We start from the raw sequence: 23,106 nt of genomic DNA on the forward strand, positions 1-23,106 counted from the left end.
GATGACGACCGCACACGAGGGCGACCTCGTTCTCGGCGCCCTCGGCTCCATGGGCACACTGGTGGACTGCTCGGGCCTGACCCGGCTCGACCTCGAAGGCCCGCAGGTGCTGTGGCTGGTCGCGGCCGGCAGCCTGGACCTGTTCGCGGTGGACGCCGGACAGCAGGGTCACTGGCACCACCTCGGCCGCCTGGACGCGGGCTCGCTGATCCTCGGCCCGGTCCCGGGACCGCAGCACACCCTGGTCGCCCGCCCGTTGCGCGACTGCGTGGTGCACCGCATCGGGCTGCGCGAGCTGTACCAGACGGCCGACACCCAGACCTGGTCCTACGACGAGTACGGCAACCCCCAGTACGTACCGCCGACGACGAGCCCGCTGGAGTACGCCCTCGCCCTCGGTGTCGGCCGCAGCCTGTCCGTCCTCTTCCAGGCGCCGATGGCGACCGAGCGAGCCGCCGAGGTCACCGACGACGACGTCTTCTGGATGCAGGTGCCGCCGGGCAGCGTGCAGTACGGCTCGCTCTACGGCGCCGAGGCGGCCGCCGACCTGCTGATGGACCCGGCGGTCTGGCAGAGCATGGTCGACCAGCAGTACCGGCTGCTGACCACACTGGACCGCTGGATCGAGCAGCTGGAGCGCTCGCACGAGACGCGGACGGCTGCCGGCATCAAGGCGGGTGAGGCGGTCCGCGCCCAGGCCGATCAGACGCTGCTCGCCTCCATCGGCAAGTCCTCGGGCAAGCGCACCACGGCCGCCGACGCCGACGCCTCGTACGCGGCGTGCAAGCTGGTCGCCGAGGCGGCCGGGATCCAGCTCGCCGAGCCCGCGCAGAGCGGGACGGAGAGCGAACGGCTCGACCCGGTGGAGCTCGTGGCCATCGCCTCCCGTGTCCGCACCCGGGCCGTGCGTCTGGACGGCCGCTGGTGGCGGGACAACGTCGGTCCACTGGTGGGCCACCGGGCCCTGTCCGGTGCGCCGGTGGCCCTGCTGTGGCGGCGCGGCGGTTATGTGGCCGTGCATCCGTCGACGGGCCGCGAGACACCGATCGAGAAGGCCAACGCGGAGGAGTTCGAGGCGCGTGCGGTGATGTTCTACCGTCCGCTGCCCGAACGGACCCTCAGCCCGCTGCGGCTGCTGCGGTTCAGCATGCGCGGCACCGGCGGCGATCTCACGAGTCTGCTGATCAGCGGTCTGGTGACGGTGGCGATCGGGGCGCTGGTGCCCATCGCGACCGGCAAGGTGCTGGGTGAGTTCGTCCCGAGGGCACAGACGGGACTGATCGTCCAGGTCTGTCTGGCCGTGATGCTCACCAGCGTCGTGGCTGCGGCCTTCATGCTGCTGGAGAACCTCACCATCCTCCGTATGGAGGGCCGTATCGAGGCCACGCTCCAACCGGCCGTCTGGGACCGGCTGCTGAGACTCCCGACGAAGTTCTTCACCGAGCGATCGACCGGCGAGCTGGCCAGCGCGGCGATGGGCATCAGCTCGATCCGCCGTCTGATGGCGGGAGTCGGGCCCGTGGTCGCCCAGTCGGTGACCGTCGGCGCGATGAACCTGGGGCTGCTGTTCTGGTACAGCCCCATGATGGCGCTGGCGGCGATCGGCATGCTCGTCGTCATCGCGGGCGCCTTCCTGGGCCTGGGCCTGTGGCAGGTGCGCTGGCAGCGCAAGCTGGTGGTGCTCAACAACAAGCTGAACAACCAGGCGTTCCAGACCCTGCGCGGGCTGCCGAAGCTGCGGGTGGCGGCGGCCGAGAACTACGCCTACGCGGCCTGGGCCTCGGAGTTCGCCCGCAGCCGTGAACTGCAGCAGAAGGTCGGTCGCATCAAGAACCTGACCACGGTGATGGGCGCGGTGTATCTGCCGCTGTGCACCCTGCTGATGTTCATGCTGCTGGCGGGCCCGGCGCGCGGGGTGATGTCGGCGGCAGCGTTCCTCACCTTCAACACTTCGGTGACGATGCTGCTGACCTCGGTGACCCAGCTGACCGGCGCGTTCGTGTCTGCGGTGGCCGCGCTGCCGCTGTTCGAGGAGATCAAACCGGTGCTGGAGGCGACGCCGGAGGTGCGCACGGCGAGCACCCGGCCGGGCCCGCTGTCCGGCGCGATCGAGGCGCGGCGGCTGTCGTTCCGGTATTCGGACGACGGCCCGCTCGCCCTGGACGACGTGTCGTTCGCGATCCGTCCGGGCGAGTTCGTGGCGATCGTCGGCCCCAGCGGCTGCGGCAAGTCGACGCTGCTGAGGCTCCTGATCGGCTTCGACAAACCGGTCTCGGGCAGTGTGCTGTACGACGGCCAGGACCTGGGCGCGCTCGACCAGTCGGCCGTCCGCCGCCAGTGCGGCGTCGTCCTGCAGCACGCGCAGCCCTTCACCGGCTCCATCCTGGACGTCATCTGCGGCACCGAGCCGTACACGCCGGAAGAGGCGATGGCGGCGGCCGGGATGGCGGGACTCGCCGAGGACATCAAGCGGATGCCGATGGGCCTGCACACGATCGTGTCGGGCAGCGGTGCCGTCTCCGGCGGCCAGCGCCAACGCCTCATGATCGCGCAGGCGTTGATCCGCCGGCCGCGCATCCTCTTCTTCGACGAGGCGACCAGCGCCCTCGACAACGAGACACAGCGCACGGTGATCGAGTCCACGAAGGCCCTCAACGCCACCCGCATCGTCATCGCGCACCGCCTGTCCACGGTTTTGGACGCGGACCGCGTGATCGTCATGGAGGACGGCAAGGTCGCCCAGCAGGGCCCGCCCGCGCAGCTGCTGGCGGACACGAGCGGGCGGCTGCACGAGCTGGTGCGCCGGCAGATGGCGTGAGCCGTCAGTCCATGCCGGGGACGGGGGCGCCGGAAGGCACACCCGTCCTGACGTACTCCTCGTAGAACTCCTTCCAGGGGACGCCCGCCCCGGCGTGCGGCCCCCCGACGTGCTCACCGCGCGCCCTCGCGTCCAGGGCTGCCAGGCACACCTCCCAGCCGGCACCGTTGCGGGCGGAGGTGTCGGCGGCCTGCAGGACGTTGGTGAGGGTGAAGCGGGTGCGCTTGTCGTCCAGTGCCTCGAGGTCGAAGTGCAGTTCGTCGCCGCCCCACTCGAAGGACAGGTGGCGCGGCTCGTCGAGGGCGAGGACCCGGCCCGTGGACTCGGGCATGTTCGGGTCGCCGCTGAAGGTGATGGTGCCGCCGGGGCGCGGGTCGATCTCCGCTCGGGACGGGAACCAGTGGGCGAGTTCCTGCGCGTCGGTGACGAACTGCCAGACCCGCTCGACCGGATGGTCGTAGATGCGGCTGAAGCGGACGGCCGGACGGCCGTCGTCCAGGGTGAGATACGTGCCGGTGGGTTCAGCGGCCATGATGGATCAGTCCTTCGGGGTGGTTTCCTCGGGATCGTCCGTCGCCGTCTCGTCGAGGCGTCGGCCCAGCAGGTCCAGGCTGCGGTTCCACAGCGCCCGGTAAGGCGCCAGCCATCTGTCGAGCTCGGCGATCGGGGCCGGGTCGAGGGCGTAGACGCGACGCTGCGCGTCCTGCCGTACCCGCACCAGGCCTGCCTCCCGCAGCACCTTCAGGTGCTTGGAGGTGTTCGGCTGACTCAGGCCGCATGCCTCCACGATCTCGCCAACGGGCCGCGGCCGCTCCAGGAGCAGGGCGACGATGGCCCGCCGGTGGGGATCGGCGAGGGCCGTCCAGAGCGCGGCGTCGGACATGAGGCAAATATGCCTCGGTAGTTATATTTCCGTCAAGGGATATGAGACGGCGATCACAGCCAGCGAAACGTTGCCGTTTCGCTCGGGGTGGTCTAGCCTCTAGGTGTACGAAACCGTTTCGTTTAGGTTTCCTTTACCCCGCGTTGTTCTCACGTGTTCCAACGAACCCGAACGACTTCCCTGGAGTGGTTCTCCCATGTCCCAGAAGACTCTGACCGACGACACCCGCCCGGGCGCCGTCGAGGCGCAGCCCTCGGCCTCGGCCAAGCGCTGGTGGATCCTCGCGGTCGTCGCCCTCGCACAGCTGATGGTGGTGCTGGACGCCACCATCGTGAACATCGCCCTTCCTTCGGCCCAGGCCGACCTCGGATTCTCCGACGGCAACCGGCAGTGGATCGTCACCGCGTACGCGCTGGCGTTCGCGTCCCTGCTTCTGCTCGGCGGCCGGATAGCCGACCTGTTCGGCCGCAAGACGGCCTTCCTGGTCGGCGTGGTCGGCTTCGCCGTGGTCTCCGCGCTGGGCGGTGCCGCGAACGGCTTCGGCATGCTGGTCACCGCACGTGCCCTGCAGGGCGCCTTCGGCGCGCTGCTGGCACCGGCCGCGCTCTCCCTCCTCAACACCACCTTCACCGACGCCCGGGAGCGGGCCAGGGCGTTCAGCGTCTACGGCGCCATCGCCGGCGCCGGTGGAGCGGTGGGCCTGCTGCTCGGCGGCGTGCTGACCGACGCGTTCGACTGGCGCTGGACGCTGTATGTGAACGTGGCGATCGCCGTCGTCGCCTTCGCGGGCGGCTGGCTGCTGCTGACCAACCACCGCGACGCCGAGAACTCCAAGCTGGACGTACCCGGCACGGCGCTCGTCGCCGCCGGTCTGTTCTCGCTCGTCTACGGCTTCTCCAACGCGGAGACGCACGACTGGGGTTCGGCCCTGACCTGGGGCTTCCTGATCGCCGGCGGTGTACTGCTGGCCGCCTTCGCCTGGTGGCAGACCCGTACCGCCCACCCCCTGCTGCCGCTGCGCATCCTGCTGGACCGCAACCGCGCGGCCTCGTTCCTGGCCGTGCTGATCTCCGGCGGCGGCATGTTCGGTGTCTTCCTCTTCCTCACCTACTACCTGCAGTTGAACCTGGGCTTCAGCCCGACGAAGACCGGCGTGGCGTTCCTGCCGATGGTCGGTGCGCTGATGGTGGCGGCACAGCTCGGCACCACGCTCCTGGTGCCGCGGATCGGGCCGAAGGTGGTCGTCCCGCTGGGCTTCGCGGTCTCCGCGGTCGGCATGGCCTGGCTGACCGGGATCGGCGTCGGCTCCAGCTACGTCAGCGCGGTGCTGCCGCAGCTGATCGTCACGGGTGTCGGCCTCGGCCTCGTGATGCCGGCGGCGATGCAGCTGGCCACGGGCGGGGTGGCCGCCGAGGACGCGGGCGTCGCCTCCGCCACGGTCAACGCGATGCAGCAGGTCGGCGGTTCGATCGGCACGGCGTTGCTGAACACCCTGGCGGCGAGCGCCGCGACCGACTACCTGGCCGGCAAGGACGCGACGAGCAAGCTGGTGCAGGCCCGGGCGACGATCGAGAGCTACACCACCGCCTTCTGGTGGTCGGCGGGCCTGTTCGCCGTCGGCGCGGTGATCGCCTTCCTGCTCTTCCGCCGCGGTGTGCCCGAGCAGGACGCGGACGCCGCACCGGTCGTCCACATGTGACCGTTCCGGTCCGAGCCGTACTGGTCCGAGGGGCCGCCGTCAGCAGGGAGACGGCGGCCCCTGTGCGCTGCCCTGGTGGTCGTATGCGCAAAGAGGCGGCGGCCTCGGCAGCACGGTCTTCCTGTTCGCCGCGCCCGGCACCGTGGTCGTCCTGCTGCCCTGATGGCTGACCGGATGGCGGCCGGGCGAAGAGGAGACCGGGAGCCACCCTCGCGAGTCCGCCGGCGAGCGGCGCCGCAGGGGCGAGGCCGCAGAAGCGATCAGCCCCAGCACACAGGCCCGGGAGAAGTCCGAGGGCGACTGAGAGTCGCAGTCGGGATCTCACCGGACGCACGGTGCATGACGCGCCCTACGCATGCCCCGTACACGTAGAAGTAGGTGTTCGGGCCTTCGCGCGCTGTGCCGGGCCGGGACTCGGGCCAGGGCGCGCGGCGGCCGGCTGCGCATCGTCTCCGTTGCGGCCCGCCTCCACCGGCTGCCGGGCGCCGCGGGACTGCTGGGACACCTCCGCCCCTCCCCGGGAACCCCGGGGAGGGGCGGACGCGATCCCAGGAGTCGGCGGGCGGCCCCACTCCGCCCGACCGACTCCCGGTGCGAGATCGCCGGGTACCTCGCGACAGGGACTCGCACTCCCCACCTTGCGGGCCACTTCTGATGCGCGCGAGGAATCCGCGATCCCGGTCCTAGAACGCGAAGACGCTGGTCCCGTAGGAGTTCTTCACGCACTCGTTGCCGAAGGTCCGCTCGTAGGAGACGCGCTTGCCCTGCCAGACCCCGTCGATCGTGACCACGAGGGGGTCGTACTGCTTGGTACAGAGCGCGTCGGTTCTCGCCGTCAGGGTGTCGAAGTCACCGGAGGTGCCGCGCAGTTCGGCGCACGCCTGGGCGGCTGCCGGGTGGGTGCCGGAGGCCTTCGGCGCGCAGGTCAGGGTGACGGCGCGCATCGGAGTCGCGACAGCGGCACTCTCTCCGTGGCCGATCGTGAGCACCAGGGCCGAGGGGGCGTAGAGCGAGGCGGGGGCGGCGTCCGGGGTGGCGAGGGCGGCTCCGGTGAGGGGTCCGCAGACGGCGGTGGCGGTGAGGGCGAGGGTTGCTGCCCAGCGCGCGGTGTTCCGCATTGTGTGCATCCTTCCGCTGGATTCGAGGTGTACCGGACCGTTCAAGGGTTGGTGCCGGACCGGCGAGCGCGAGTCTGCCGAGTCCGACGCGGAAACACACGTCGACCCCATGCGTTTCGGTAACCTTGCGTATTGAATCAGTGGCGTGAAGTCACGGAATTCGACCGTTCAAACCCCGGAACTGAGCGGTTCTTGATCGCCCGAAGCAGCCAAGTGGCCGATTTCCAGCGCTTCGTTAATAGGCCTGAAACATTCCGGTTGAGCTGTCGGCTGACTCCCCCACGGCCCCTTGCGTTCATGAGTGAGTCGCGTAATCGTCATTACATGATTACGACAGAGCAGCAGGAGAAGCTGCGCGGCTGGTTCGCCGGCCGCGTCCCCGAGGACCTCTTCGAGGAGTTGGCCGAGCTCACGGTCGACCGCGAGGAGATCACCGTCATCGGCCGCATCCCCCAGCCCCGGCTCGCCGAGGGCGCCTCGGACGCCGAGCGGGAGGCGGCGGTACAGGGCCGGATCCAGGAGTTCCGGGAGCGCACGCGTGAGGCGCGCATGGAGGTGGCCCGCGAGGCCGAACACCGGTTCCAGCGGAAGGTCTCGTGGGGTGTGGAGTGCGGCGGTGAGCGCGCCCTGTTCACCCATGTCGCCGCGCCCGTGATGACCCGGTTGCGCCAGCCCGAGCGGCAGGTCCTCGACACCTTGATCGCCGGTGGTGTCGCCCGCAGCCGCAGCGACGCCCTCGCCTGGTGCGTCCGCCTGGTCCAACGCCACACCGACGACTGGCTCACCGAGCTGCGGGACTCACTCGAACACGTCCAGCGGGTGCGGTCCCAGGGTCCCGACGCCGAACTGGAGGACGCCCCGGCCGAAGACGAGTGATCGAGGATTCACATATCCACGGCGCCGAAGAGGGATGAACCGTCCTCCGCCGTACGGCCGGGACGGCGGCCGTTATCGGTTCGCGCACGGCTGGAACCTGCGCGGCACGACCGCCTGGTGGGTGTCCGCGCTCATCGGTGTGCCGTTCACCGACATCCCGGGCCAGTTCGTCGGCCCGCGGGCCCGCGGAGCCCTCGCGCATGCCGCACCGGCCCGTCCGACGGCCGAGGAAGCCTCGGCTCTGGACGTCGGGCATCGGCAGGCCCTCGCGGTCGTGCAGCGGGCATCCGGCACGGTGGGCTCCGACGGCACGACAGGCTCCGACGGTGTCCACCGGACCGTGCGGGCCCGGCAGACACCTGTCGTCACCTGTCGTCAAATGCGTTCACACTGCCGCTATCGCCCCGGCACTAGTTCCGGCGTCCCGCCGGGTCCTGCACTGCCGTGTCCCGGCCTCCGCCCGGGTGCGACCCGGCACCGACCGATCCGGCGCCTGCTTCGGCCGTGGGTCCCTCCGCGCGGTCGCCGTGTCCCGGCCACCACGCCGCGTGGCCGATCAGTGCGGTCAGGCTGGGTGTGAAGAACATCGCCATCACGAAGGCGGCGACGGCGATGCCGAAGGACACCGCGAAACCCATCTCCGTGAGCAGCGCGTTGCCCGCCAGCATCATCGTGGCGAAGGTCGCCGCCAGGATGAAACCGGCCGCGGCCACGGTGGGACCCGTGTACTTGAGCGCCATGCCGGCCGCCTCGCGCGGATCTCGGCCCTCGCGCGCCTCCTCGCGGAGCCGGGCGATCATGAGGATGTTGTAGTCGGTGCCGATGGCGACCACGAACAGATACATGATCACGGGGAGCATGAACATCAGCCCCGAGTGTCCCTGGCCCTCCTGGAAGATCCACACGGTGGCGCCGAGAGTTGCGCCGAAGCCGAGACCCACCGAGGCGATCAGATACCAGGGCGCGACCACACTGCGCAGCAGCAGCCCCAGAATCAGCATGATCAGCAGGGCGGCGACGGGGAACACGGTCCGGTAGTCGTGATTGACCGCGGTGTCGATGTCCTTGTAGATCGAGGACATACCGCCGACGAGGGCTTCGGTGCCGTCAGGTGCGCCGGAGTGGGCGACGTCGCGTACAGCGCCCACCGCGTCGATCGCCTTGTCCGTCGACGCCTCGTACTTGAGGGTGACGGTGAAGTCGGCGGTGGTGCCGTCCTTGTTCACCTGACTCATTCGGGCGCTCGCGACGCCGTCCACGGCCCCGAGTTTCCGGGCGTACGCGGTGAAGGCGCCCTTGTCGAGCGGCTTGCCGTCGGTGCTGGAGAGATAGACGTCCGTGGGGGCGGCCGCGCCCGCCGAGTACGCCTTCTGCATCTCGTCCTGGACGACCATCGACTCCTTGGTCTTGGGCATGGACCCGGACGCCAGGTCGAAGGTGGCCTTGTAACCGAGGGTGCCGAGCGACAGCGCGACCAGGACGAGGCCGGAGAGCACGGCGGTCAGCGCCGGGCGGCGCTGCACGCCACGGCCGAGGGCGGCGAAACGGGCGTTCTCCGGCTCCCGCTGCCAGGACTTGGAGGGCCAGAAGACCTTCGGCCCGATCAGCGACACCACGGCCGGGATCAGCGTCAGGCCCGCGATGAGCGTGACGGTGACCGCGATGGCCAGCGCCGGGCCCATCTGCTTGAGGAATCCCAGCGTGGACAGGGCGAGAGCGAGGAAGGCGATGATCACCGCGCCGGCGGCCGAGGCGATGGCCTCGCCGACCCGGCCGACCGCGTTCACCATGGCCGACTTGGGCTCGTCCCCGGCTCGCAGACGTTCTCGGTAGCGGAACATCAGGAACAGGAAGTAATCCGTGCCGACGCCGAACAGCACGACGATCAGGATCGACGAGATCGAGCTGTTGGCCTGCAGGTCGAACAGCTTGGTGGCGTACGCGATCAGCCCGTTGGCGATCGCGGACACCAGGCCGATGGTGATCAGGGGCAGCAGGGCCAGGATCGGCGCCCTGAAGATGATCAGCAGGGTGACCAGGATGATCACGAAGGTGCCGATGCCGATCAGGGCCTGGCCGCGCTTGGAGGAATCCTGCTGATCGAGCGCCTGCGCGGCGGAGCCGCCCAGCTTGACGTCCAGGTTCGTGCCCTTGGCCAGCTCCTTGACGTCCTCGCGCAGCACCTTCGCGGCATCCGCCTGCTTGGGCTGTCCGGCGTTCTTGCTGTCCATCTGGACCAGGGTCAGGTCATACCTGCCGTCCTTGGACGGCAGGCCGGGGACGACCTTCTGCACCTGGTCGATGTGCTTCTTGCCCAGTTCGGTGGTGATCCGGGCGACGTCCTGCTTGTCTTCGGCGGTCAGCCTGCCGCCGTCACTGCGCTGGTACAGCGCGATCGCGGACGGGGTGAAGGCGCTGGGGAACGCCCTCTGCTGGAGATCCGCCGCTTTGATCGATTCATAACTCTTGGGCAGGAAACTGCTCTCGTCACTGTTCGAGGGCAGACTCGGTGCGGTGGCGACGATCGCCACCGCCGCGATCAGCCATGCCACGATCGTCCAGACGGGATGTCGGACGACCGTGGTGCCAATACGTCGGAACATGCGGAATGGTCCTCCTGGGCAGGAAGATCACCGCAGCCCGGGGAGCGGACCCTGGCATCGGCGACCCCGGCCGGCACGCGTCCAACGGGCCGGCCGAATGGTTGTCTTGAGCTCATATTGTAGTGACCATGAAACAGGCCCCTCAGGGGTGGTCGCGGAACGTGATATTCCGTCACGGCGCACGGCGCACGGCGGGGCTGTTGCACAGAAGCACGGCCGGCGTCATGCCGGATGGCCGGGGCTGATGTCGAGGACGTCGTCGAGCCGCAGCAAGGGGCCCCCGGCGCGGCCGCCCCACTCCACGGGCGCCAGGACGAACCCGACGTGATCGCCTCCGTCGACGCGCCGGTCCACGGTGCCGACGAACCAGGTCGCGGCATCCTCCAGGACCGCCGACCCGCCGTGCCCGGGCTTCCACGGCACCCGCGCGAACTTGTCGACCGAGTCGCCCGTCCGCCCGCCGAACAGTGCCGCCAGCTCGTGCTGGTCACGGGTCAGCAGGTGAACGGCCAGACAGTCCGCGGCACAGGCCACTGGGTAGGTGTGGTTGGCCTTGGAGAGCCACACCACGAAACGCACCGGCCGGATGGAGCACTGCGAGGCGAAGCCGACCAGACACCCCGACCGCTCCGCATCCGTCGCGGCCGTGACCACGCACATGTCGGGGTTCAGCCGGCTCGTGAAGGCGTCGACGTCCGTCATGCTGCTTCCTCACTCCGCATCTCACTCCCCCTGTCCGCATCTCATTCCCCCTGTACACCGCCCGAGTCCCCCGTCCACTCTCCCCTCCACCGCGGCTCACGAGCGTAGGCGTCCCGCCGCAGAATCCGCCGAGTCGTTCCCGGACGGGCGAGTCCCGGCTTGGTCGTGGCAGCGTCCGAGCCGACCGGCCGCGCCGAACTCCTCAGGGACGACCTGATCCACTCACCGACGACCTGCGCGTACGCCCTGGTCGCTCGCCGACGACCGAGGCACCGCGGAAATCCCCTGGCGCCGAGGCCGGTGACGAGCCGAGACTCGTCGCATGGCTGACATGGGGTCGTTCCGGGAAGCGGTCACCGTCTGGGCCGCCGGTGGCCCCGGCGACCTCGCGCGCGAGCTGTCCGCACGGCTGCCCCTCCGGGCGGCGGTCCTGCTCGAAGGGCCGAGCGATGCCGCGGCGGTCGGCGCGCTGGCCACGCGTCACGGCCGGGATCTGGCCGCCGAAGGAGTGTGCGTCCTGCCGATGGGCGGGGCGATGAGCGTCGGCCGGTTCGCCGACCTCCTCGGACCACCCGGTCTCGGTCTTCGTCTCACGGGACTGTGCGACGAACGCGAGCGTCGCTACTACGCCCGCGCCCTGGAGCGGGTCGGCGCGGCACAGGACGGCTTCTTCGTCTGCGCCTCAGATCTCGAGGACGAGCTCATCCGGGCGCTGGGCGTGGCCCGGGTGGAGGAACTCGTCCGGGCAGAAGGCGACCTGCGCGCCCTGCAGACCTTCCTGCGCCAGCCCGCACAGCAGGGCCGCACCGCACAGCAACAGCTGCGGCGCTTCCTCGGTACCAAGAAGGGGCGCAAGATCCGCTACGGCCGCGTCCTCGTCGAGGCCCTCGACCCCGACCGCGTGCCCGCCCCGCTCGACTCCTTGCTCGCCGGCCTCTGAGCGCTCGTCGGCGCGCACCACGAACGCGATGCGGGTGTGCGTGTCGTCCAGCCGCACCGCAGGCTCCCCACCGAATCCGCGCGGACCCGTCTGCTTCGGTCCGGCCGCCCTGGGAACTGGATTCCCCTGGCACGAAGCGGCGATTGCGGGGACGGGAACGTTCATGGCTGGGAGGTCGGACGCGGCCTGGGCCGTGCCCACGAAAGTGCGGGGCGCGGGACAGGCCGTACAGCGCGCATGGGAGGGCCCCTGCAGGGAGCGGGATATGGTCGCGCAGGCGATGAAGGCCGCTTTCGCGGCCTGGGCGTCCTGGGCGGTGGTCGGCTGGTGGCTGCACGCGCCCATGGCGTTCGTGGCGCCCTGGGTGGCGATCCTGCTCGTCGAGTCGACGGTCTACCAGTCCGTCACCCATGCTCTGCAGCAGCTGGCGGCGATCGCCTCGGGAACGATCATGGCCACGGTCCTGGCGCTGCTGATGCACAACAGGATGGGCGCCATGGGTCTCGTTCTCCCCCTGGTCGTGCTCCTGGGTTCCTGGTGGCGTCTCGGCCGGCAGGGGATCTACACGGCCACCGGGGCGCTTTTCGTGCTCACCGACACGCACGTCGGACTGGTGGCGTCCGCAGCCCGGATCGCCGAGGCCGCCTTCGGAGCGGCGGTCGGCATCGGGGTCAACGCGCTCATCCGGCCGCCGGTCTATCTGCGGGATGCCCACGCGGCGCTCCATGAAGCCGCTCAGAAGACCTGGACACTCCTCGACGAGACGTCCGGGCACCTGTCCGACGGGCGGTGGGGCGTCCACGAGGCGAAGAGCTGGCACGAGCGGGCCCTGCACCTTCAGCACCTCGTGGGAGAGTGCCGGTCGGCCGTCGGCTGGAGCCGGGAGAGCCTCTGGGGAAACGTGCGGCGCCGCAGCCTCGCCGCAGCGCCGCCGGACAGGAACCAAGAAGACGCGATGGTCGTGCTGGACTACGCCGCCGCGCACACGACGGAACTCGCCCGCACCCTGCTCGAAGCAGCCAACGAGGACCGGCCGACGCACTGGTCCCGTCCGCCGCTGATCCACAGCTACGCCGGCTTTCTGGCCCGGGCGGCCCGGGTCGTGCGGCTGTACGGGGAGAGCGGCTTCGGCCGGGAGCACGACGCCGCACTGCAGCAGGCCGCCCGGGAACTGCGCGCCACCGCGGACGGTATGCGTCGGCAGACACCGGGCTCCGTGTCGGGCGTGCCCGAGGAGGCCTCGGCGTACGGCGCCCTTCTTCTACAGACCCAGCGACTGGCCGGACACCTTGATTCGTCCATCCGGCAGGACTCGACGCAGAGGTCCGTCTGAGGCCCTTCTGAGGCCCGTCCGAAGCCCGTCCGAGATCCCGCCCGCCCGCGGGAGCCCCTATCCGCCTGCCACCAGCGCGTCGCCCAAGGCCGTGCGCCGGTACAGCACGTAGTAACCCTGGCGCCGCGCATCGAGCAGCCCCGCCGCGCGCAAGGCCGTCAGATGGGACGACACCGTGGACGGGGCCAGGGTGTGCCGGGCGGCGAGTTGCGACGTGGAGGCGGGAGTCGTCAGGGTGGTGAGCAGCGCGGCGCGGTGGCCAACTCGGCGGCCTTCAACGCGGGTGTGGCCGCCGGTGCGCTCCTCGGCGAAGGCCTGCTGCCGCTCACCGGCGCGCGCGGCACCTTCCTGGCCGGCGGGATACTCACCGTGGGCGCCCTCGCCGTGCTGACCTGGCCCGAGGGCAAGCCGGCACGCGCGTTCGCAGAGCCGCCGTAGACGCATGGAGTGCGCGTCCCGGGCCTGGTTGCCGTGCACGCCGAGGCCCGGCAGGACGAACGGGGCGCGTGCGCGCATCCCTGTGGCGTGATTCGGGTCGCGATCGAGCGGGGCCGTACGGGCGCCCCGGTCCGGGGGTCTATCGTGTCCGCATGTCCGTCCCCGAGCTGATCCGTATCGTCTCCCGCGACTCGCCCATGGCGCTCGCCCAAGTGGAGCGTGTCCGCGCCGAGTTGGCGGTCCTGCATCCCGGTGTGCGCACCGAGGTCGTGCCGGTGAAGACGACCGGTGACAAGTGGATGGGCGCCCTGTCCATGGTGGAGGGCAAGGGGGCGTTCACCAAGGAGGTGGACGCCGCGCTGCTCGCGGGCGAGGCCGATCTCGCGGTGCACTGCCTCAAGGACGTGCCGGCCGACCGGCCGCTGCCGGCGGGCACGACGTTCGCCGCGTTCCTGAAGCGTGACGACATCCGTGACGCCCTGGTCCATCCGGGCGGCCTCACCCTGGACGAGCTCCCGGACGGGACCCGGATCGGTACCTTCTCGGTGCGCCGGGTCGCCCAGCTCGCCGCCACCCACCCGCACCTGGAGTGCGTGCCGTTCCGCGGGAACGCCAACCGGCGGCTGGCGAAGCTGGCGGCCGGCGAGGCGGACGCGCTGCTGCTCGCGGTGGCGGGCCTGGAACGCATCGGCCGCGAGGACGTGATCAGCGAGATCCTCTCCCCCGAGACGATGATGCCGTCCATCGGCGCGGGCATCCTCGCCCTGCAGTGCCGGGAGGGCGACACCGAAGTCATCGACGTGGTCAGCGGACTCGGTGATCCGGACACCCACCGGGAGGCCAGCGCCGAACGCATGTTGCTGCACGTCCTGCAGGGGCACTGCAACAGCCCGATCGCCGGGTACGCGCGCGTGGACCGCGGCGGCGAACTGTCCTTGCGTGCCTGCGTGTTCACCGCGGACGGCAAGACCCGGCTCAACGCCCACGAGTGGGCCGGCCGGCTCGACCCGGCGACTTTGGGCACGTCGGTCGCCGTGGCCCTGCTGCGTCAGGGCGCCCGCGAGATCATCGACGGCATCCCGCACTGAGGCGGGAGCGGACCGGGCGGGCGCGGCTCAGGCCGTGCCCTCTTCCGCCTGGTCCCTGAGGAAGTTGCTCACCTGGTGGGCCACGCTGTCCCGTGCCTGGCCCGTGTGGGCGCCGACGGCGTCCTCGTGCAATCCGATGCCGCCGGCCCACAGCCGGCGGTCGGCCCACTCCTCGTCGACCCGCAGCTGGATCTGCACGTCGACCTGGCCGAGGCCCGCCTCGGGGCCTGCCGCGAACAGCACGGCAGTGGCCCGGCGCAGCGGATAGACGTCGAAGCCCTCGATGAACTGCGAGTTGCGCCAGTCGATGAACGCGGCCTCACCGTCGGGGCCGATCCGCACGTCGATCTGGCCGTCCTCGAGATGGATGGTGGAGTGCCCGCTGCCACGGTTCTCGACGGTCACGCGGACACTGAAGTACGTGAGTCCCTCGGCCGCGTCGTCCCGCCCGCGCGGCGGCTCGGCGGCTTCCAGGCGGTGGACGCGGACACGCAGGCCGGCATGCTCGTCGTACTCCTGCCAGTCCCCGACCACGTTCGGCTCGTACACAGTCCACCTCTTCGACCTCAGAGAGCTGCTTCCTATCTGTGCGCTCAGTGCACTGTCAAATGAGCAGAATGCGCTGTGGCCAGCGAATTCACTCCCTTGATCAGTGATCAAGCGCTGCGCAGGAAGAACTGAAGGACGGGCGGGACGGACGTGCACACGTGCGTGCCGCACATCACGTTCCGGGACATGATCAGCGGGCCAGCCGGCCGAGGAGCGAGGACGCGGCGGTGATGCCGAGCGCGGCGGCCACGAACAGCACCCCGAAATCGAGGGCCAGGTGCGCGTGCGTACCGAGGAGAAGGCCGCGCAGGGCGTCCACCTGGTAGCTCAAGGGGTTGATCTTGCTGATGGCCTGGAGCCAGCCAGGCATGATCGAAACGGGGTAGAGGGCGTTGGAGCCGAAGAACAGCGGCATCGTGATGGCCTGTCCGATACCCATGAGGCGGTCGCGGCTGAGGACGATGCCGGCGATGGACATCGACAGGCAGGAGAAGAAGGCGGATCCGAGGATCACGATCCCTGCGACACCGAGCAGCTTCAGCGGGTTCCAGGTGAGGGCCACTCCGAGCAGCGCGGCGATGAGAACGACGACGACGGCCTGGATCAGGGACTTCACTCCGGCCGCGAACGCCTTGCCGGTGATCAGCGCCGACCGCGGAGTCGGCGTGACCAGCAGCTTGTTGAGGATGCCCGCGTCCCGCTCCCAGATGATCTGGATGCCGTAGAAGATGGCGATGAACATCGCGGACTGCGCGATGATGCCGGGCGCCAGATAGTCGACGTAGGGGATGCCGCCGGTGGGTATCGCCTTGATCCGGGTGAAGGTCTGACCGAAGATCAGCAGCCACAGGGCGGGCTGCACCGCGCGGGTGTACAGCTCGGTGCGGTCGTGTCGCAGCTTCTGCAGTTCGACGGCGCACATCGCCCCCACCCGGGCGGGCAGCACCCGCCAGCCCGCGCGGGGCTGGGGCGGCCGCAGAAGAAGGTCGATGCCGTCCGTGCGTGTGGGGTCAGCCGACGCGGTTCGCGGTGCGGCGGGTGCTTCGGACATCGCGGAAATCTCCTGCCTGGTCGTCGAGGCCGCTGCCCGCGACCTCGCGGAAGACGTCCTCCAGGGTGGGCAGCGGGTCCGTGGCCGCGGCGCCGCCGGCACGCCGGCGCTCACCGAGCCCCTCCCTGAGCTGGTCCGGGGTGCCGAGCGCCCGGATGCGGCCCCGGTGCATCAGGGCGACCCGGTCGCAGTACTGGTCGGCCTCGTCCATGTAGTGGGTGGTCACCAGCACGGTCATGCCGGTGGCGGCGCGTACGGCGTTGATGTGCTCCCACACGCCGGTGCGGGCGATCGGGTCGAGGCCGATGGTCGGCTCGTCGAGGATCAGCAGACGGGGAGCGCTGACGAGTGCCTGCGCGAGTTCGAGCCGGCGGACCATGCCACCGGAGTAGGTGCCGGCCAGCCGGTCGGCGGCGTCGGTGAGGTCCACGGCGCTCAGGGCCTGGCCGACGCGGTCGGCGCGTTCGCCGCGGGGGACGTCGAAGACGCGGGCGAACAGGGCGACGTTCTCGCGGCCGGTGAGGCCCGCGTCGGCGGACAGCTGCTGCGGCACGTACCCGAGCAGGCGACGTACGGCCATCCGGTCCTTGGCCGCGTCGTAGCCGAAGACACGGACCGTTCCGGCGGGCACCGGCAGCAGCGTGGTGATGCACCGGATCGCGGTCGTCTTCCCAGCGCCGTTCGGGCCGAGCAGTCCGAAGACCTCGCCCTCCCCCACGGACAGTTCGAGTCCGTCGACCGCGTTGGTCTCGCCGAAGGCGTAGGCGAGTCCGGTGCAGGTGACGGCCTCGGCCCGACCGGTGTCAGCGTCCTGCGTCATGACTTCTCGGCCTCCTCGTGCAGGTTGTCGGCCAGCTCACGCAGGGCCGGAACGGCCGCGCGCAGTGCCTCCCGGTCCGTCTCGTGGAGACGGGACAGCCCGCCTCGTACGAGTTCGGCGCGCCGTTTGCGCCACTCGTTGAGGCGGGCCACGGCCGCCGGAGTCGGCATCAGCCGGGCGGCGCGCCGGTCGCCGGGGTCGGTCTCGCGGACCAGATAGCCCTGCCGGGACAACTGGTTGACCAGCGTCGACACCGAGTTGCCGGCCAGGTGCAACTCCTTGGCGGCGTCGGAGATGCCGACGCCGGGCCGGGTCACGACCAGGCGCAGCAGTTCGATTTCTGCGCCACGCAGCTGCGGGGCGATCTGCGGGCGCAGACGGCGCCTGAGGAGCCGCTGGACACCGATGAGGGCGTCGATCAGCTCGTCCGGGAAGGTTTCCGGTTCCACACTCAGCAGGTTATCTCTGTAGCAGAGGTAATGAACCCAAAGGACGGTCAAGCGCCTGACGAAGGCCGCGTGGGCGCCCCATTCATCCTGTTTGTTTTAAAGTTTCCGATCTGGGCATTCGCACTACGTGCTTCGGACTGGAGGCACGTCCGTGGGAGTCATCCGGCTCCGGACGTCCTCCGCCGTTCCGGGCCTGTGTCTCCCATGGTGTCTGTCCGTCCCCTCAGCACCGCCGCAGGGAGGTGCGCACCATGCGTGTCACCAGCGACAGAGCGAAACCCCACCCGCACGACGACGCCCCCGACACCGCCGAAGCCTTCCAAAGACTCGCCCGAATGCCCGACGGCCCTGAGCGCCGGCGGCTCCGGGACGACCTGGTCCGTGCCTGGCTGCCCATGGCCGAGCGGATCGCCGTCCGCTTCAAGGGGCGCGGCGAGGCCCTGGAGGACCTCTATCAGGTCGCGGCACTCGGACTGGTCAAGGCCGTCGACCACTACGACCCCGCACGCGGCCACGCCTTCGAGGCGTACGCGGTGCCGACCATCACCGGCGAGATCAAGCGGCACTTCCGCGACCACATGTGGACGTTGCATGTGCCGCGCCGGGTCCAGGACCTGCGCAACAGGGTCCGGCAGTCCGCGAAGGAGCTGTCCCAGACGATCCCCGGGCGTGCACCCACCGTGAGCGAGATCGCCAGGCACGCGCAGCTGAGCGAGGCCGAGGTGCGGGCGGGGATGGAGGCCCTGGAGTGCTTCACCGCGCTGTCGCTGGACGCCGAGATGCCCGGCACCGACGGATTCGCCCTTGCGGACGCGCTCGGCAGCACCGATCCGGCGTATGACGTCGTGGTCGACCGCGTGGCGGTGGGGCCCTGCCTCCTGGCACTCCCGGAGCGCGAGCGCACCATCCTCTATCTCAGGTTCTTCAGGGGCATGACGCAAAACCGCATCGCGCAACAGCTCGGCATCTCGCAGATGCATGTGTCACGCCTGCTCAGCAGCTGTTTCGCCCAGCTGCGCGAGGAACTCCTCGCGGAGGCCGGCTGAGCCGTGGGCGTCCGGCCCCGCACGGCCCGTCGCCTCACCGCTCCGGCGGGGCCCCGGGGATCTGCGTGGGGCCGTAGCGGTCCAGCGCGTCTTCCAGCTCGGCGCCGATGTCCGGGGGCATCTCGCCGTTGCGACCCCAGATGAGAATGAGTTCCGCGACATTCCGGAGCTTGATGTTGGTGTGCTGGGACACGTCCTTCAGCACCGCCCAGCCCTCGTCCGGCGTCACCCGGCCCAGGGCGACGATCATCCCGATGGCCTGGTCCACGACGGCGTGCGAGGCGACCGCATCCTTCAGCTGGTCGACCTCTTCCTGCAGTTCGAAGATGCGGGCTGTCTCGTCCGCCGGTTCGCGCGGTGCCTGTGCCACTCGTCCATAGTGGCACCCGCTCGGTCCCCTGCCACCGGATGGCGGACGGCCGGGGCAGCCGTTTCGGCCCCACCCCGGGGGTACTCGGCAGGCGCCCGGAGTGGTTCCGGTTGGACACTGGTACAAAACCGGTGCCGCCGGTGGAAGAGACCAGGACCCGACTGCCATGAACAACGACATCTCAGGCCTGCGCGGTACGACGAAGGCCGTGTCCTCGGACTCCGTGTTCGGGGCACCCTGCTGGGTGAGTCTGACCAGCCGTGACCGCGACGCCACCGAGGACTTCTACCGGGCCGTGCTGGGCTGGGAGTGGCGCTCCGCCAAGCTGGGTGACCGCTTCCGCATGGCGCTGGTGAACGGGACGCCCGTGGCCGGGCTCGCCGCCGTCGCCGACATGTGGCAGATGGCGGTGGCCTGGACGGTGTACTTCGCCGTGCCCAGTGCGGACGAGGCCGTGGCGCGCGCACAGGAGCGGGGCGGTACGGCCGCCGTAGGGCCGATCTCCTTCCCGCCCGGGCGGGCGGCGCTGCTGGCCGACCGTGACGGAGCGACGTTCGGGGTCTGGGAGGGAGCGCTCGTCGGCGACTGGGAGAAGTGGCGGCACTCGGCCCCCACCTTCATCAGGCTGCACACGCGCGACGCCTTCGACGCCGCGATCTTCTACGGCGAGGTCCTGGACTGGGCGTCCGGGCGGCCCGGCTGCTGCGAGGTCCAGTACGAGGGCGGCGAGGTGGTGCTGCGCAGCCAGGGCGACATCGTGGCGCGCATCGAGTCCGGCGCCCTCGGGGCGGCCCCCGATCCCACCATTCGGCCGCACTGGCAGGTCCATTTCGGGGTCGAGGACGTGGCGGCCTGTGTACGGGCCGCCGAGCTGCACGGCGGCAGCGTCCTGTCGAAGGGCAGCGACGAGGCGGTGCTGCGCGACGCGGACGGCGCACAGTTCACCGTGACGTCGCGCCGCGAGCGCTGACGCTCAGTCCGCGGTACGGGCGGGGCGGGTGAGCAGGACCAGGCTGCGTGCCTCGACGCTCATGGCGGTTCCCGCCTTGTGCTCCGTCTCGTCGGGGGCGTCCCCCAGGACGGCGGTGTCCAGGAGCGCCGTCCAGCGTTCGCCGTACGTGACGTCCGGCAGCCGGAACTCGACCGGCTCCCAGTAGCTGTTGAGCAGGAGCAGGAACGAGTCGTCCACCACGGGACGGCCGCACGCGTCGGGTTCCGCTATGGCGTCGCCGTTGAGGAAGACGCCGACGGAGTGCGCGTCGGGGCGCTGCCAGTCCTCCTCCGTCATCTCCCGGGCGTCCGGCGCCAGCCACACCAGGTCGGGCAGCGGCTGGCCCGCGTGCGTCGGGGTGTCGCCGCGGAAGAACCGGCGGCGGCGCAGGACGGGGTGGGCGGCGCGCAGTCCGATGACATGGCGGGCGAATTCGCAGAGCTCCCGCTGTTCCGCGGTCAGCTCCCAGCTGATCCAGGAGACCTCGTTGTCCTGGCAGTAGGCGTTGTTGTTGCCGCCCTGGGTGCGGCCCAGTTCGTCGCCGTGGCTCAGCATCGGGATGCCCTGCGAGAGCAGCAGGGTGGCCAGGAAGTTGCGCTGCTGGCGGCCGCGCAGCTCCCGTACGCCCGGGTCGTCGGTCTCGCCCTCGACGCCGCAGTTCCAGGACCGGTTGTCGCTCTCGCCGTCCCGGTTGCCCTCTCCGTTGGCCTCGTTGTGCTTGTCGTTGTACGAGACCAGGTCGCGCAGGGTGAAGCCGTCGTGCGCGGTCACGAAGTTGACGCTGGCGCGGGGACGGCGCCGGCTGTGCTGGTAGAGGTCGGAGGAGCCGGTCAGCCGGGAGGCGAACTCGCCCAGCGTGTGCGGCTCGGTGCGCCAGAAGTCCCGCACGGTGTCCCGGTACTTGCCGTTCCACTCCGACCACAGCGGCGGGAAGTTGCCCACCTGGTAGCCGCCCTCCCCCACGTCCCACGGCTCCGCGATCAGCTTGACCCTGCTGATCACCGGGTCCTGCTGGATCAGGTCGAAGAACGCCGACAGCCGGTCCACCTCGTGGAACTGCCGGGCCAGCGTGGCCGCGAGGTCGAAACGGAAGCCGTCGACGTGCATCTCGGTGACCCAGTACCGCAGCGAGTCCATGATCAGCTGCAGTACGTAGGGGTGCCGCATCAGCAGGCTGTTGCCGGTGCCGGTGGTGTCGTAGTAGTGCCGCCAGTCGCCGTCCACCAGGCGGTAGTACGAGGCGTTGTCGATACCGCGGAAGGAGAGTGTGGGGCCCTTCTCGTTGCCCTCGGCGGTGTGGTTGTAGACGACGTCGAGGATCACTTCGAGGCCGGCCGCGTGCAGCGCCTTCACCATCGACTTGAACTCGGTGACCTGCTGTCCGCGGGTGCCGTGGGCGGCGTAGGCGTTGTGCGGGGCGAAGAAGCCGATCGTGTTGTAGCCCCAGTAGTTGGACAGACCACGACTCTGCAGCACACCGTCCTGCACGTACTGGTGCACCGGCATCAGTTCGACCGCGGTCACGCCCAGGTTCTTCAGGTGCTCGACGACCGCGGGGTGCGCGAGTCCGGCGTAGGTGCCGCGGAGTTCGGGCGGGACGTCGGGGTGGTTGCGGGTCAGGCCGCGTACGTGGGCCTCGTAGATGACACTGTCGGCGTACGGCTGCCGGGGCGGGCTGTCGTCGCCCCAGTCGAAGGCGGGATCCGTGACCACGCCGAGCATGGTGTGTCCGGCGCTGTCGGACCGGGAGCGGCCGCTCGGCGAACGCTCGAACAGGGAGGCGTGGTTGTCCACCTGTCCGTCCACCGCCCGGGTGTACGGGTCGAGGAGCAGCTTCGCGGGATTGCAGCGGTGGCCCAGGTCCGGGTGCCATGGCCCGTGCACCCGGTAGCCGTAGCGCTGCCCCGGTCCGACATCCGGCAGGTGACAGTGCCAGACGAAGCCGTCGACCTCGGTCACCGGGACACATCGCTCATCGCCCTGGTCGTCGACGAGGACGAGCTCGACGTGTTCGGCGACCTCGCTGAAGAGGGCGAAGTTGGTGCCCTTGCCGTCGAAGGCGGCACCCAACGGGTAGGGGTGCCCGCTCCAGACGGGCACCCCTGCCTTTGACCTGCGGCGGCGCTTCGCGGTCACCGGGCGTCCTCCAGGAGGCCGTCCTTCTCGCGCACCTGACCGGCCAGCAGCGCGGCCCGCGCCTCGCGGGGCACCTTGAGGACCTCGCGCAGGCTCGGCGCGGGGGCCAGGGGCACCAGGGGCACTCGCTCGCCGGCGCGGGCCCGCTGCGAGAACCAGATGACCTTGCTGCCGTTGTCGGTGGCACAACAGCCCCAGCCGTCGCTCATGGCGGCGATCCGCTGCAGACAGGCGCGCAGATCCAGGTCCGGGCGCAGCTCGCTGTCGTTCTCCGCCACTGCGGTGATCAGGTGCTGTCCGTTCCACCACATCTCGATCGACGTGTTCTTGTCCGTCGCGTGCTCGTCGATGGCCTTCAGCAGCAGCTCGGCGCCGTTGCAGACGGGCTCGACCAGTGTCTCGAGATCCCAGAGCCGGAGGTGTGCGGCCAGGATGCGCCGAACCTGCCCGACCCGTTCCGGACTGACTTCCACATCGAGGTGGTAGTAGCAGGGCACTGCGGTCTTCATCGTCGTTGGCTCCTCACCGGCGAAGCTCCCGCTTTCCTCGCCCCTGCGGGACGAGCCCCGTACGCAAAGCGTGAGGGTTGATCGCTCCTGAGTCACCTCAAGAGTGGGAGCGCTACGCCATTCGTGCAACACGAGCGCACTCGGGGTGACCGGCACCCCAAATAGTTGAAGACCCAACAAGACGTTGGGTCACTGTACGTGCACCATGTGTGAAGACCTCGATGCCCGTAACGGATCCGTGCGTGCCCACGCGCGGCCGCCGCCCGACGGTCGGGAGACGTGCGATCGAGCCCCCGGAAAGTGAAGGGCGTCATGCTGCTACCGGCCAAAGCCGAGGTGGCCCGGCAACTGCGGCGGTATCGGGCCTGGGAACGCGTCATGCTCGCGTCCCCCGCCGATCGCGCGGTGCGAGCCACTTTCGAGGACTCGGGCTACACCTTGTGCGTACTGATGGGCAAGCGCTGTGCCCGCGAGGCCGCGGACGCCGCCGAGCGCTATCTCCGGTCCACCCTCGGCGCCTACCTCCTGGAGACCGAAGAGCGGCCCCGCACGGCTGCCTACCTCCGGGAGTCCGAAGAGCTGCCCCGGACGGGTCCCGCGGACCGGCACGGTCCGCCGAAGACGCACCAGCACTTCGCCGCGGAGAGGTAACCCCTCCGCGGCACAGCTCGTATCCCCCGACCGGGC

General features: G+C 70.1%; 22 protein-coding genes. 9 read left to right on the forward strand and 13 right to left on the reverse strand.

Annotated elements, in window-relative coordinates; all coding sequences use genetic code 11:
• Position 1 precedes the first annotated feature (1 nt).
• Positions 2 to 2,818, forward strand: a complete 2,817-nt coding sequence (locus tag OOK07_RS01895) for an NHLP bacteriocin export ABC transporter permease/ATPase subunit (protein WP_266794763.1) — start codon at positions 2 to 4, stop codon at positions 2,816 to 2,818.
• A 4-nt stretch (positions 2,819 to 2,822) separates the two neighbouring features.
• Here the strand turns inward: OOK07_RS01895 and OOK07_RS01900 are convergent, their stop codons facing one another.
• Together OOK07_RS01900 and OOK07_RS01905 are read right to left on the reverse strand one after the other, a co-directional pair.
• Positions 2,823 to 3,350: an SRPBCC family protein gene (locus OOK07_RS01900; protein WP_266794764.1), complete on the reverse strand. Its 528-nt coding sequence runs from the start codon at positions 3,348 to 3,350 to the stop codon at positions 2,823 to 2,825.
• A 6-nt stretch (positions 3,351 to 3,356) separates the two neighbouring features.
• Positions 3,357 to 3,701 carry an ArsR/SmtB family transcription factor gene (locus OOK07_RS01905; protein WP_266794765.1) on the reverse strand — a complete coding sequence of 115 codons (345 nt, stop codon included), beginning with the start codon at positions 3,699 to 3,701 and terminating at the stop codon, positions 3,357 to 3,359.
• A 196-nt stretch (positions 3,702 to 3,897) separates the two neighbouring features.
• Here OOK07_RS01905 and OOK07_RS01910 point away from each other — a divergent pair, with 196 nt between their 5' ends.
• Positions 3,898 to 5,400 carry an MFS transporter gene (locus OOK07_RS01910; RefSeq protein ID WP_266794766.1) on the forward strand — a complete coding sequence of 501 codons (1,503 nt, stop codon included), beginning with the start codon at positions 3,898 to 3,900 and terminating at the stop codon, positions 5,398 to 5,400.
• A 683-nt stretch (positions 5,401 to 6,083) separates the two neighbouring features.
• On the opposite strand, the gene OOK07_RS01920 is transcribed toward OOK07_RS01910, so the two are convergent.
• The gene (locus OOK07_RS01920) at positions 6,084 to 6,518 is read right to left on the reverse strand and encodes a protease inhibitor (protein ID WP_266794767.1); all 435 of its coding nucleotides are present in this window, start codon (positions 6,516 to 6,518) and stop codon (positions 6,084 to 6,086) included.
• Between the two features lie 324 nt (positions 6,519 to 6,842).
• Here OOK07_RS01920 and abmR point away from each other — a divergent pair, with 324 nt between their 5' ends.
• Positions 6,843 to 7,394, forward strand: a complete 552-nt coding sequence (gene abmR / locus OOK07_RS01925) for an ATP-binding transcription factor AbmR (RefSeq protein WP_266794768.1) — start codon at positions 6,843 to 6,845, stop codon at positions 7,392 to 7,394.
• 410 nt (positions 7,395 to 7,804) lie between these two features.
• Here the strand turns inward: abmR and OOK07_RS01930 are convergent, their stop codons facing one another.
• Positions 7,805 to 9,997, reverse strand: coding sequence for an MMPL family transporter (locus tag OOK07_RS01930; RefSeq protein WP_266794769.1), 2,193 nt, complete (start codon positions 9,995 to 9,997; stop codon positions 7,805 to 7,807).
• Positions 9,998 to 10,219: 222 nt separating this feature from the next.
• Positions 10,220 to 10,699: a flavin reductase family protein gene (locus OOK07_RS01935; RefSeq protein WP_266794770.1), complete on the reverse strand. Its 480-nt coding sequence runs from the start codon at positions 10,697 to 10,699 to the stop codon at positions 10,220 to 10,222.
• 322 nt (positions 10,700 to 11,021) lie between these two features.
• On the opposite strand from OOK07_RS01935, the gene OOK07_RS01940 reads away from it, so the two are divergent.
• The gene (locus OOK07_RS01940) at positions 11,022 to 11,639 is read left to right on the forward strand and encodes a TOPRIM nucleotidyl transferase/hydrolase domain-containing protein (protein ID WP_266794771.1); all 618 of its coding nucleotides are present in this window, start codon (positions 11,022 to 11,024) and stop codon (positions 11,637 to 11,639) included.
• Positions 11,640 to 11,904: 265 nt separating this feature from the next.
• Complete coding sequence (locus OOK07_RS01945) at positions 11,905 to 12,972, forward strand: aromatic acid exporter family protein (RefSeq protein ID WP_266794772.1); 1,068 nt, start codon at positions 11,905 to 11,907, stop codon at positions 12,970 to 12,972.
• A 57-nt stretch (positions 12,973 to 13,029) separates the two neighbouring features.
• Here the strand turns inward: OOK07_RS01945 and OOK07_RS43595 are convergent, their stop codons facing one another.
• Positions 13,030 to 13,488, reverse strand: a complete 459-nt coding sequence (locus OOK07_RS43595) for an ArsR/SmtB family transcription factor (protein WP_406311222.1) — start codon at positions 13,486 to 13,488, stop codon at positions 13,030 to 13,032.
• 74 nt (positions 13,489 to 13,562) lie between these two features.
• Here OOK07_RS43595 and hemC point away from each other — a divergent pair, with 74 nt between their 5' ends.
• Complete coding sequence (hemC, locus tag OOK07_RS01955) at positions 13,563 to 14,498, forward strand: hydroxymethylbilane synthase (protein ID WP_266676249.1); 936 nt, start codon at positions 13,563 to 13,565, stop codon at positions 14,496 to 14,498.
• 27 nt (positions 14,499 to 14,525) lie between these two features.
• Here hemC and OOK07_RS01960 read toward each other — a convergent pair whose 3' ends face one another.
• The 4 genes from OOK07_RS01960 to OOK07_RS01975 all read right to left on the reverse strand — a co-directional run bounded on the left by OOK07_RS01960 (position 14,526) and on the right by OOK07_RS01975 (position 17,367).
• Positions 14,526 to 15,047: a hypothetical protein gene (locus tag OOK07_RS01960; RefSeq protein WP_266794773.1), complete on the reverse strand. Its 522-nt coding sequence runs from the start codon at positions 15,045 to 15,047 to the stop codon at positions 14,526 to 14,528.
• A 190-nt stretch (positions 15,048 to 15,237) separates the two neighbouring features.
• Entirely contained in the window at positions 15,238 to 16,098 is an 861-nt protein-coding gene (locus OOK07_RS01965; protein WP_266794774.1) for an ABC transporter permease, read from the reverse strand.
• Positions 16,058 to 16,918 carry an ABC transporter ATP-binding protein gene (locus tag OOK07_RS01970; protein WP_266794775.1) on the reverse strand — a complete coding sequence of 287 codons (861 nt, stop codon included), beginning with the start codon at positions 16,916 to 16,918 and terminating at the stop codon, positions 16,058 to 16,060. Before OOK07_RS01970 ends, OOK07_RS01965 begins: the two co-directional genes overlap by 41 nt.
• The gene (locus tag OOK07_RS01975; protein WP_266794776.1) at positions 16,915 to 17,367 is read right to left on the reverse strand and encodes a MarR family winged helix-turn-helix transcriptional regulator; all 453 of its coding nucleotides are present in this window, start codon (positions 17,365 to 17,367) and stop codon (positions 16,915 to 16,917) included. The genes OOK07_RS01970 and OOK07_RS01975 overlap by 4 nt, the downstream gene beginning before the upstream one ends.
• A 251-nt stretch (positions 17,368 to 17,618) precedes the next feature.
• On the opposite strand from OOK07_RS01975, the gene OOK07_RS01980 reads away from it, so the two are divergent.
• Complete coding sequence (locus OOK07_RS01980; protein ID WP_266676259.1) at positions 17,619 to 18,413, forward strand: SigB/SigF/SigG family RNA polymerase sigma factor; 795 nt, start codon at positions 17,619 to 17,621, stop codon at positions 18,411 to 18,413.
• A gap of 34 nt (positions 18,414 to 18,447) precedes the next feature.
• On the opposite strand, the gene OOK07_RS01985 is transcribed toward OOK07_RS01980, so the two are convergent.
• The gene (locus tag OOK07_RS01985; protein WP_266794777.1) at positions 18,448 to 18,783 is read right to left on the reverse strand and encodes an ANTAR domain-containing protein; all 336 of its coding nucleotides are present in this window, start codon (positions 18,781 to 18,783) and stop codon (positions 18,448 to 18,450) included.
• Positions 18,784 to 18,949: 166 nt separating this feature from the next.
• On the opposite strand from OOK07_RS01985, the gene OOK07_RS01990 reads away from it, so the two are divergent.
• Positions 18,950 to 19,753 (forward strand): VOC family protein, encoded by an 804-nt coding sequence (locus OOK07_RS01990; RefSeq protein WP_266676263.1) that lies wholly within the window; start codon positions 18,950 to 18,952, stop codon positions 19,751 to 19,753.
• A gap of 3 nt (positions 19,754 to 19,756) precedes the next feature.
• Here the strand turns inward: OOK07_RS01990 and glgX are convergent, their stop codons facing one another.
• Together glgX and OOK07_RS02000 are read right to left on the reverse strand one after the other, a co-directional pair.
• On the reverse strand, positions 19,757 to 21,874 hold the full coding sequence (gene glgX / locus OOK07_RS01995; RefSeq protein WP_406313266.1) for a glycogen debranching protein GlgX: 2,118 nt from the start codon (positions 21,872 to 21,874) through the stop codon (positions 19,757 to 19,759).
• A 32-nt stretch (positions 21,875 to 21,906) separates the two neighbouring features.
• Positions 21,907 to 22,419, reverse strand: a complete 513-nt coding sequence (locus OOK07_RS02000; protein ID WP_266676267.1) for a pep a2 — start codon at positions 22,417 to 22,419, stop codon at positions 21,907 to 21,909.
• 312 nt (positions 22,420 to 22,731) lie between these two features.
• Between OOK07_RS02000 and OOK07_RS02005 the strand changes: the two genes are divergently transcribed.
• The gene (locus OOK07_RS02005; RefSeq protein ID WP_266676269.1) at positions 22,732 to 23,070 is read left to right on the forward strand and encodes a DUF5133 domain-containing protein; all 339 of its coding nucleotides are present in this window, start codon (positions 22,732 to 22,734) and stop codon (positions 23,068 to 23,070) included.
• Positions 23,071 to 23,106 lie beyond the last annotated feature (36 nt).

This window comes from Streptomyces sp. NBC_00078 (genome assembly GCF_026343335.1).
Classification (GTDB): domain Bacteria; phylum Actinomycetota; class Actinomycetes; order Streptomycetales; family Streptomycetaceae; genus Streptomyces.

Excerpts from the sequence above, each read along its gene's own strand:
- OOK07_RS01945 (WP_266794772.1), top strand. The coding sequence starts at position 11,905 with ATGGTCGCGCAGGCGATGAAGGCCGCTTTCGCGGCCTGGGCGTCCTGG.
- OOK07_RS01895 (WP_266794763.1), top strand. The coding sequence starts at position 2 with ATGACGACCGCACACGAGGGCGACCTCGTTCTCGGCGCCCTCGGCTCC.
- abmR (WP_266794768.1), top strand. The coding sequence starts at position 6,843 with ATGATTACGACAGAGCAGCAGGAGAAGCTGCGCGGCTGGTTCGCCGGC.
- OOK07_RS01930 (WP_266794769.1), bottom strand. The coding sequence starts at position 9,997 with ATGTTCCGACGTATTGGCACCACGGTCGTCCGACATCCCGTCTGGACG.
- OOK07_RS01940 (WP_266794771.1), top strand. The coding sequence starts at position 11,022 with ATGGCTGACATGGGGTCGTTCCGGGAAGCGGTCACCGTCTGGGCCGCC.
- OOK07_RS02005 (WP_266676269.1), top strand. The coding sequence starts at position 22,732 with ATGCTGCTACCGGCCAAAGCCGAGGTGGCCCGGCAACTGCGGCGGTAT.
- OOK07_RS01980 (WP_266676259.1), top strand. The coding sequence starts at position 17,619 with ATGCGTGTCACCAGCGACAGAGCGAAACCCCACCCGCACGACGACGCC.
- OOK07_RS01920 (WP_266794767.1), bottom strand. The coding sequence starts at position 6,518 with ATGCGGAACACCGCGCGCTGGGCAGCAACCCTCGCCCTCACCGCCACC.
- OOK07_RS02000 (WP_266676267.1), bottom strand. The coding sequence starts at position 22,419 with ATGAAGACCGCAGTGCCCTGCTACTACCACCTCGATGTGGAAGTCAGT.
- OOK07_RS01990 (WP_266676263.1), top strand. The coding sequence starts at position 18,950 with ATGAACAACGACATCTCAGGCCTGCGCGGTACGACGAAGGCCGTGTCC.
- OOK07_RS01935 (WP_266794770.1), bottom strand. The coding sequence starts at position 10,699 with ATGACGGACGTCGACGCCTTCACGAGCCGGCTGAACCCCGACATGTGC.
- OOK07_RS01905 (WP_266794765.1), bottom strand. The coding sequence starts at position 3,701 with ATGTCCGACGCCGCGCTCTGGACGGCCCTCGCCGATCCCCACCGGCGG.
- OOK07_RS01965 (WP_266794774.1), bottom strand. The coding sequence starts at position 16,098 with ATGTCCGAAGCACCCGCCGCACCGCGAACCGCGTCGGCTGACCCCACA.
- OOK07_RS43595 (WP_406311222.1), bottom strand. The coding sequence starts at position 13,488 with ATGCGCGCACGCGCCCCGTTCGTCCTGCCGGGCCTCGGCGTGCACGGC.
- OOK07_RS01900 (WP_266794764.1), bottom strand. The coding sequence starts at position 3,350 with ATGGCCGCTGAACCCACCGGCACGTATCTCACCCTGGACGACGGCCGT.
- OOK07_RS01910 (WP_266794766.1), top strand. The coding sequence starts at position 3,898 with ATGTCCCAGAAGACTCTGACCGACGACACCCGCCCGGGCGCCGTCGAG.
- hemC (WP_266676249.1), top strand. The coding sequence starts at position 13,563 with ATGTCCGTCCCCGAGCTGATCCGTATCGTCTCCCGCGACTCGCCCATG.
- OOK07_RS01970 (WP_266794775.1), bottom strand. The coding sequence starts at position 16,918 with ATGACGCAGGACGCTGACACCGGTCGGGCCGAGGCCGTCACCTGCACC.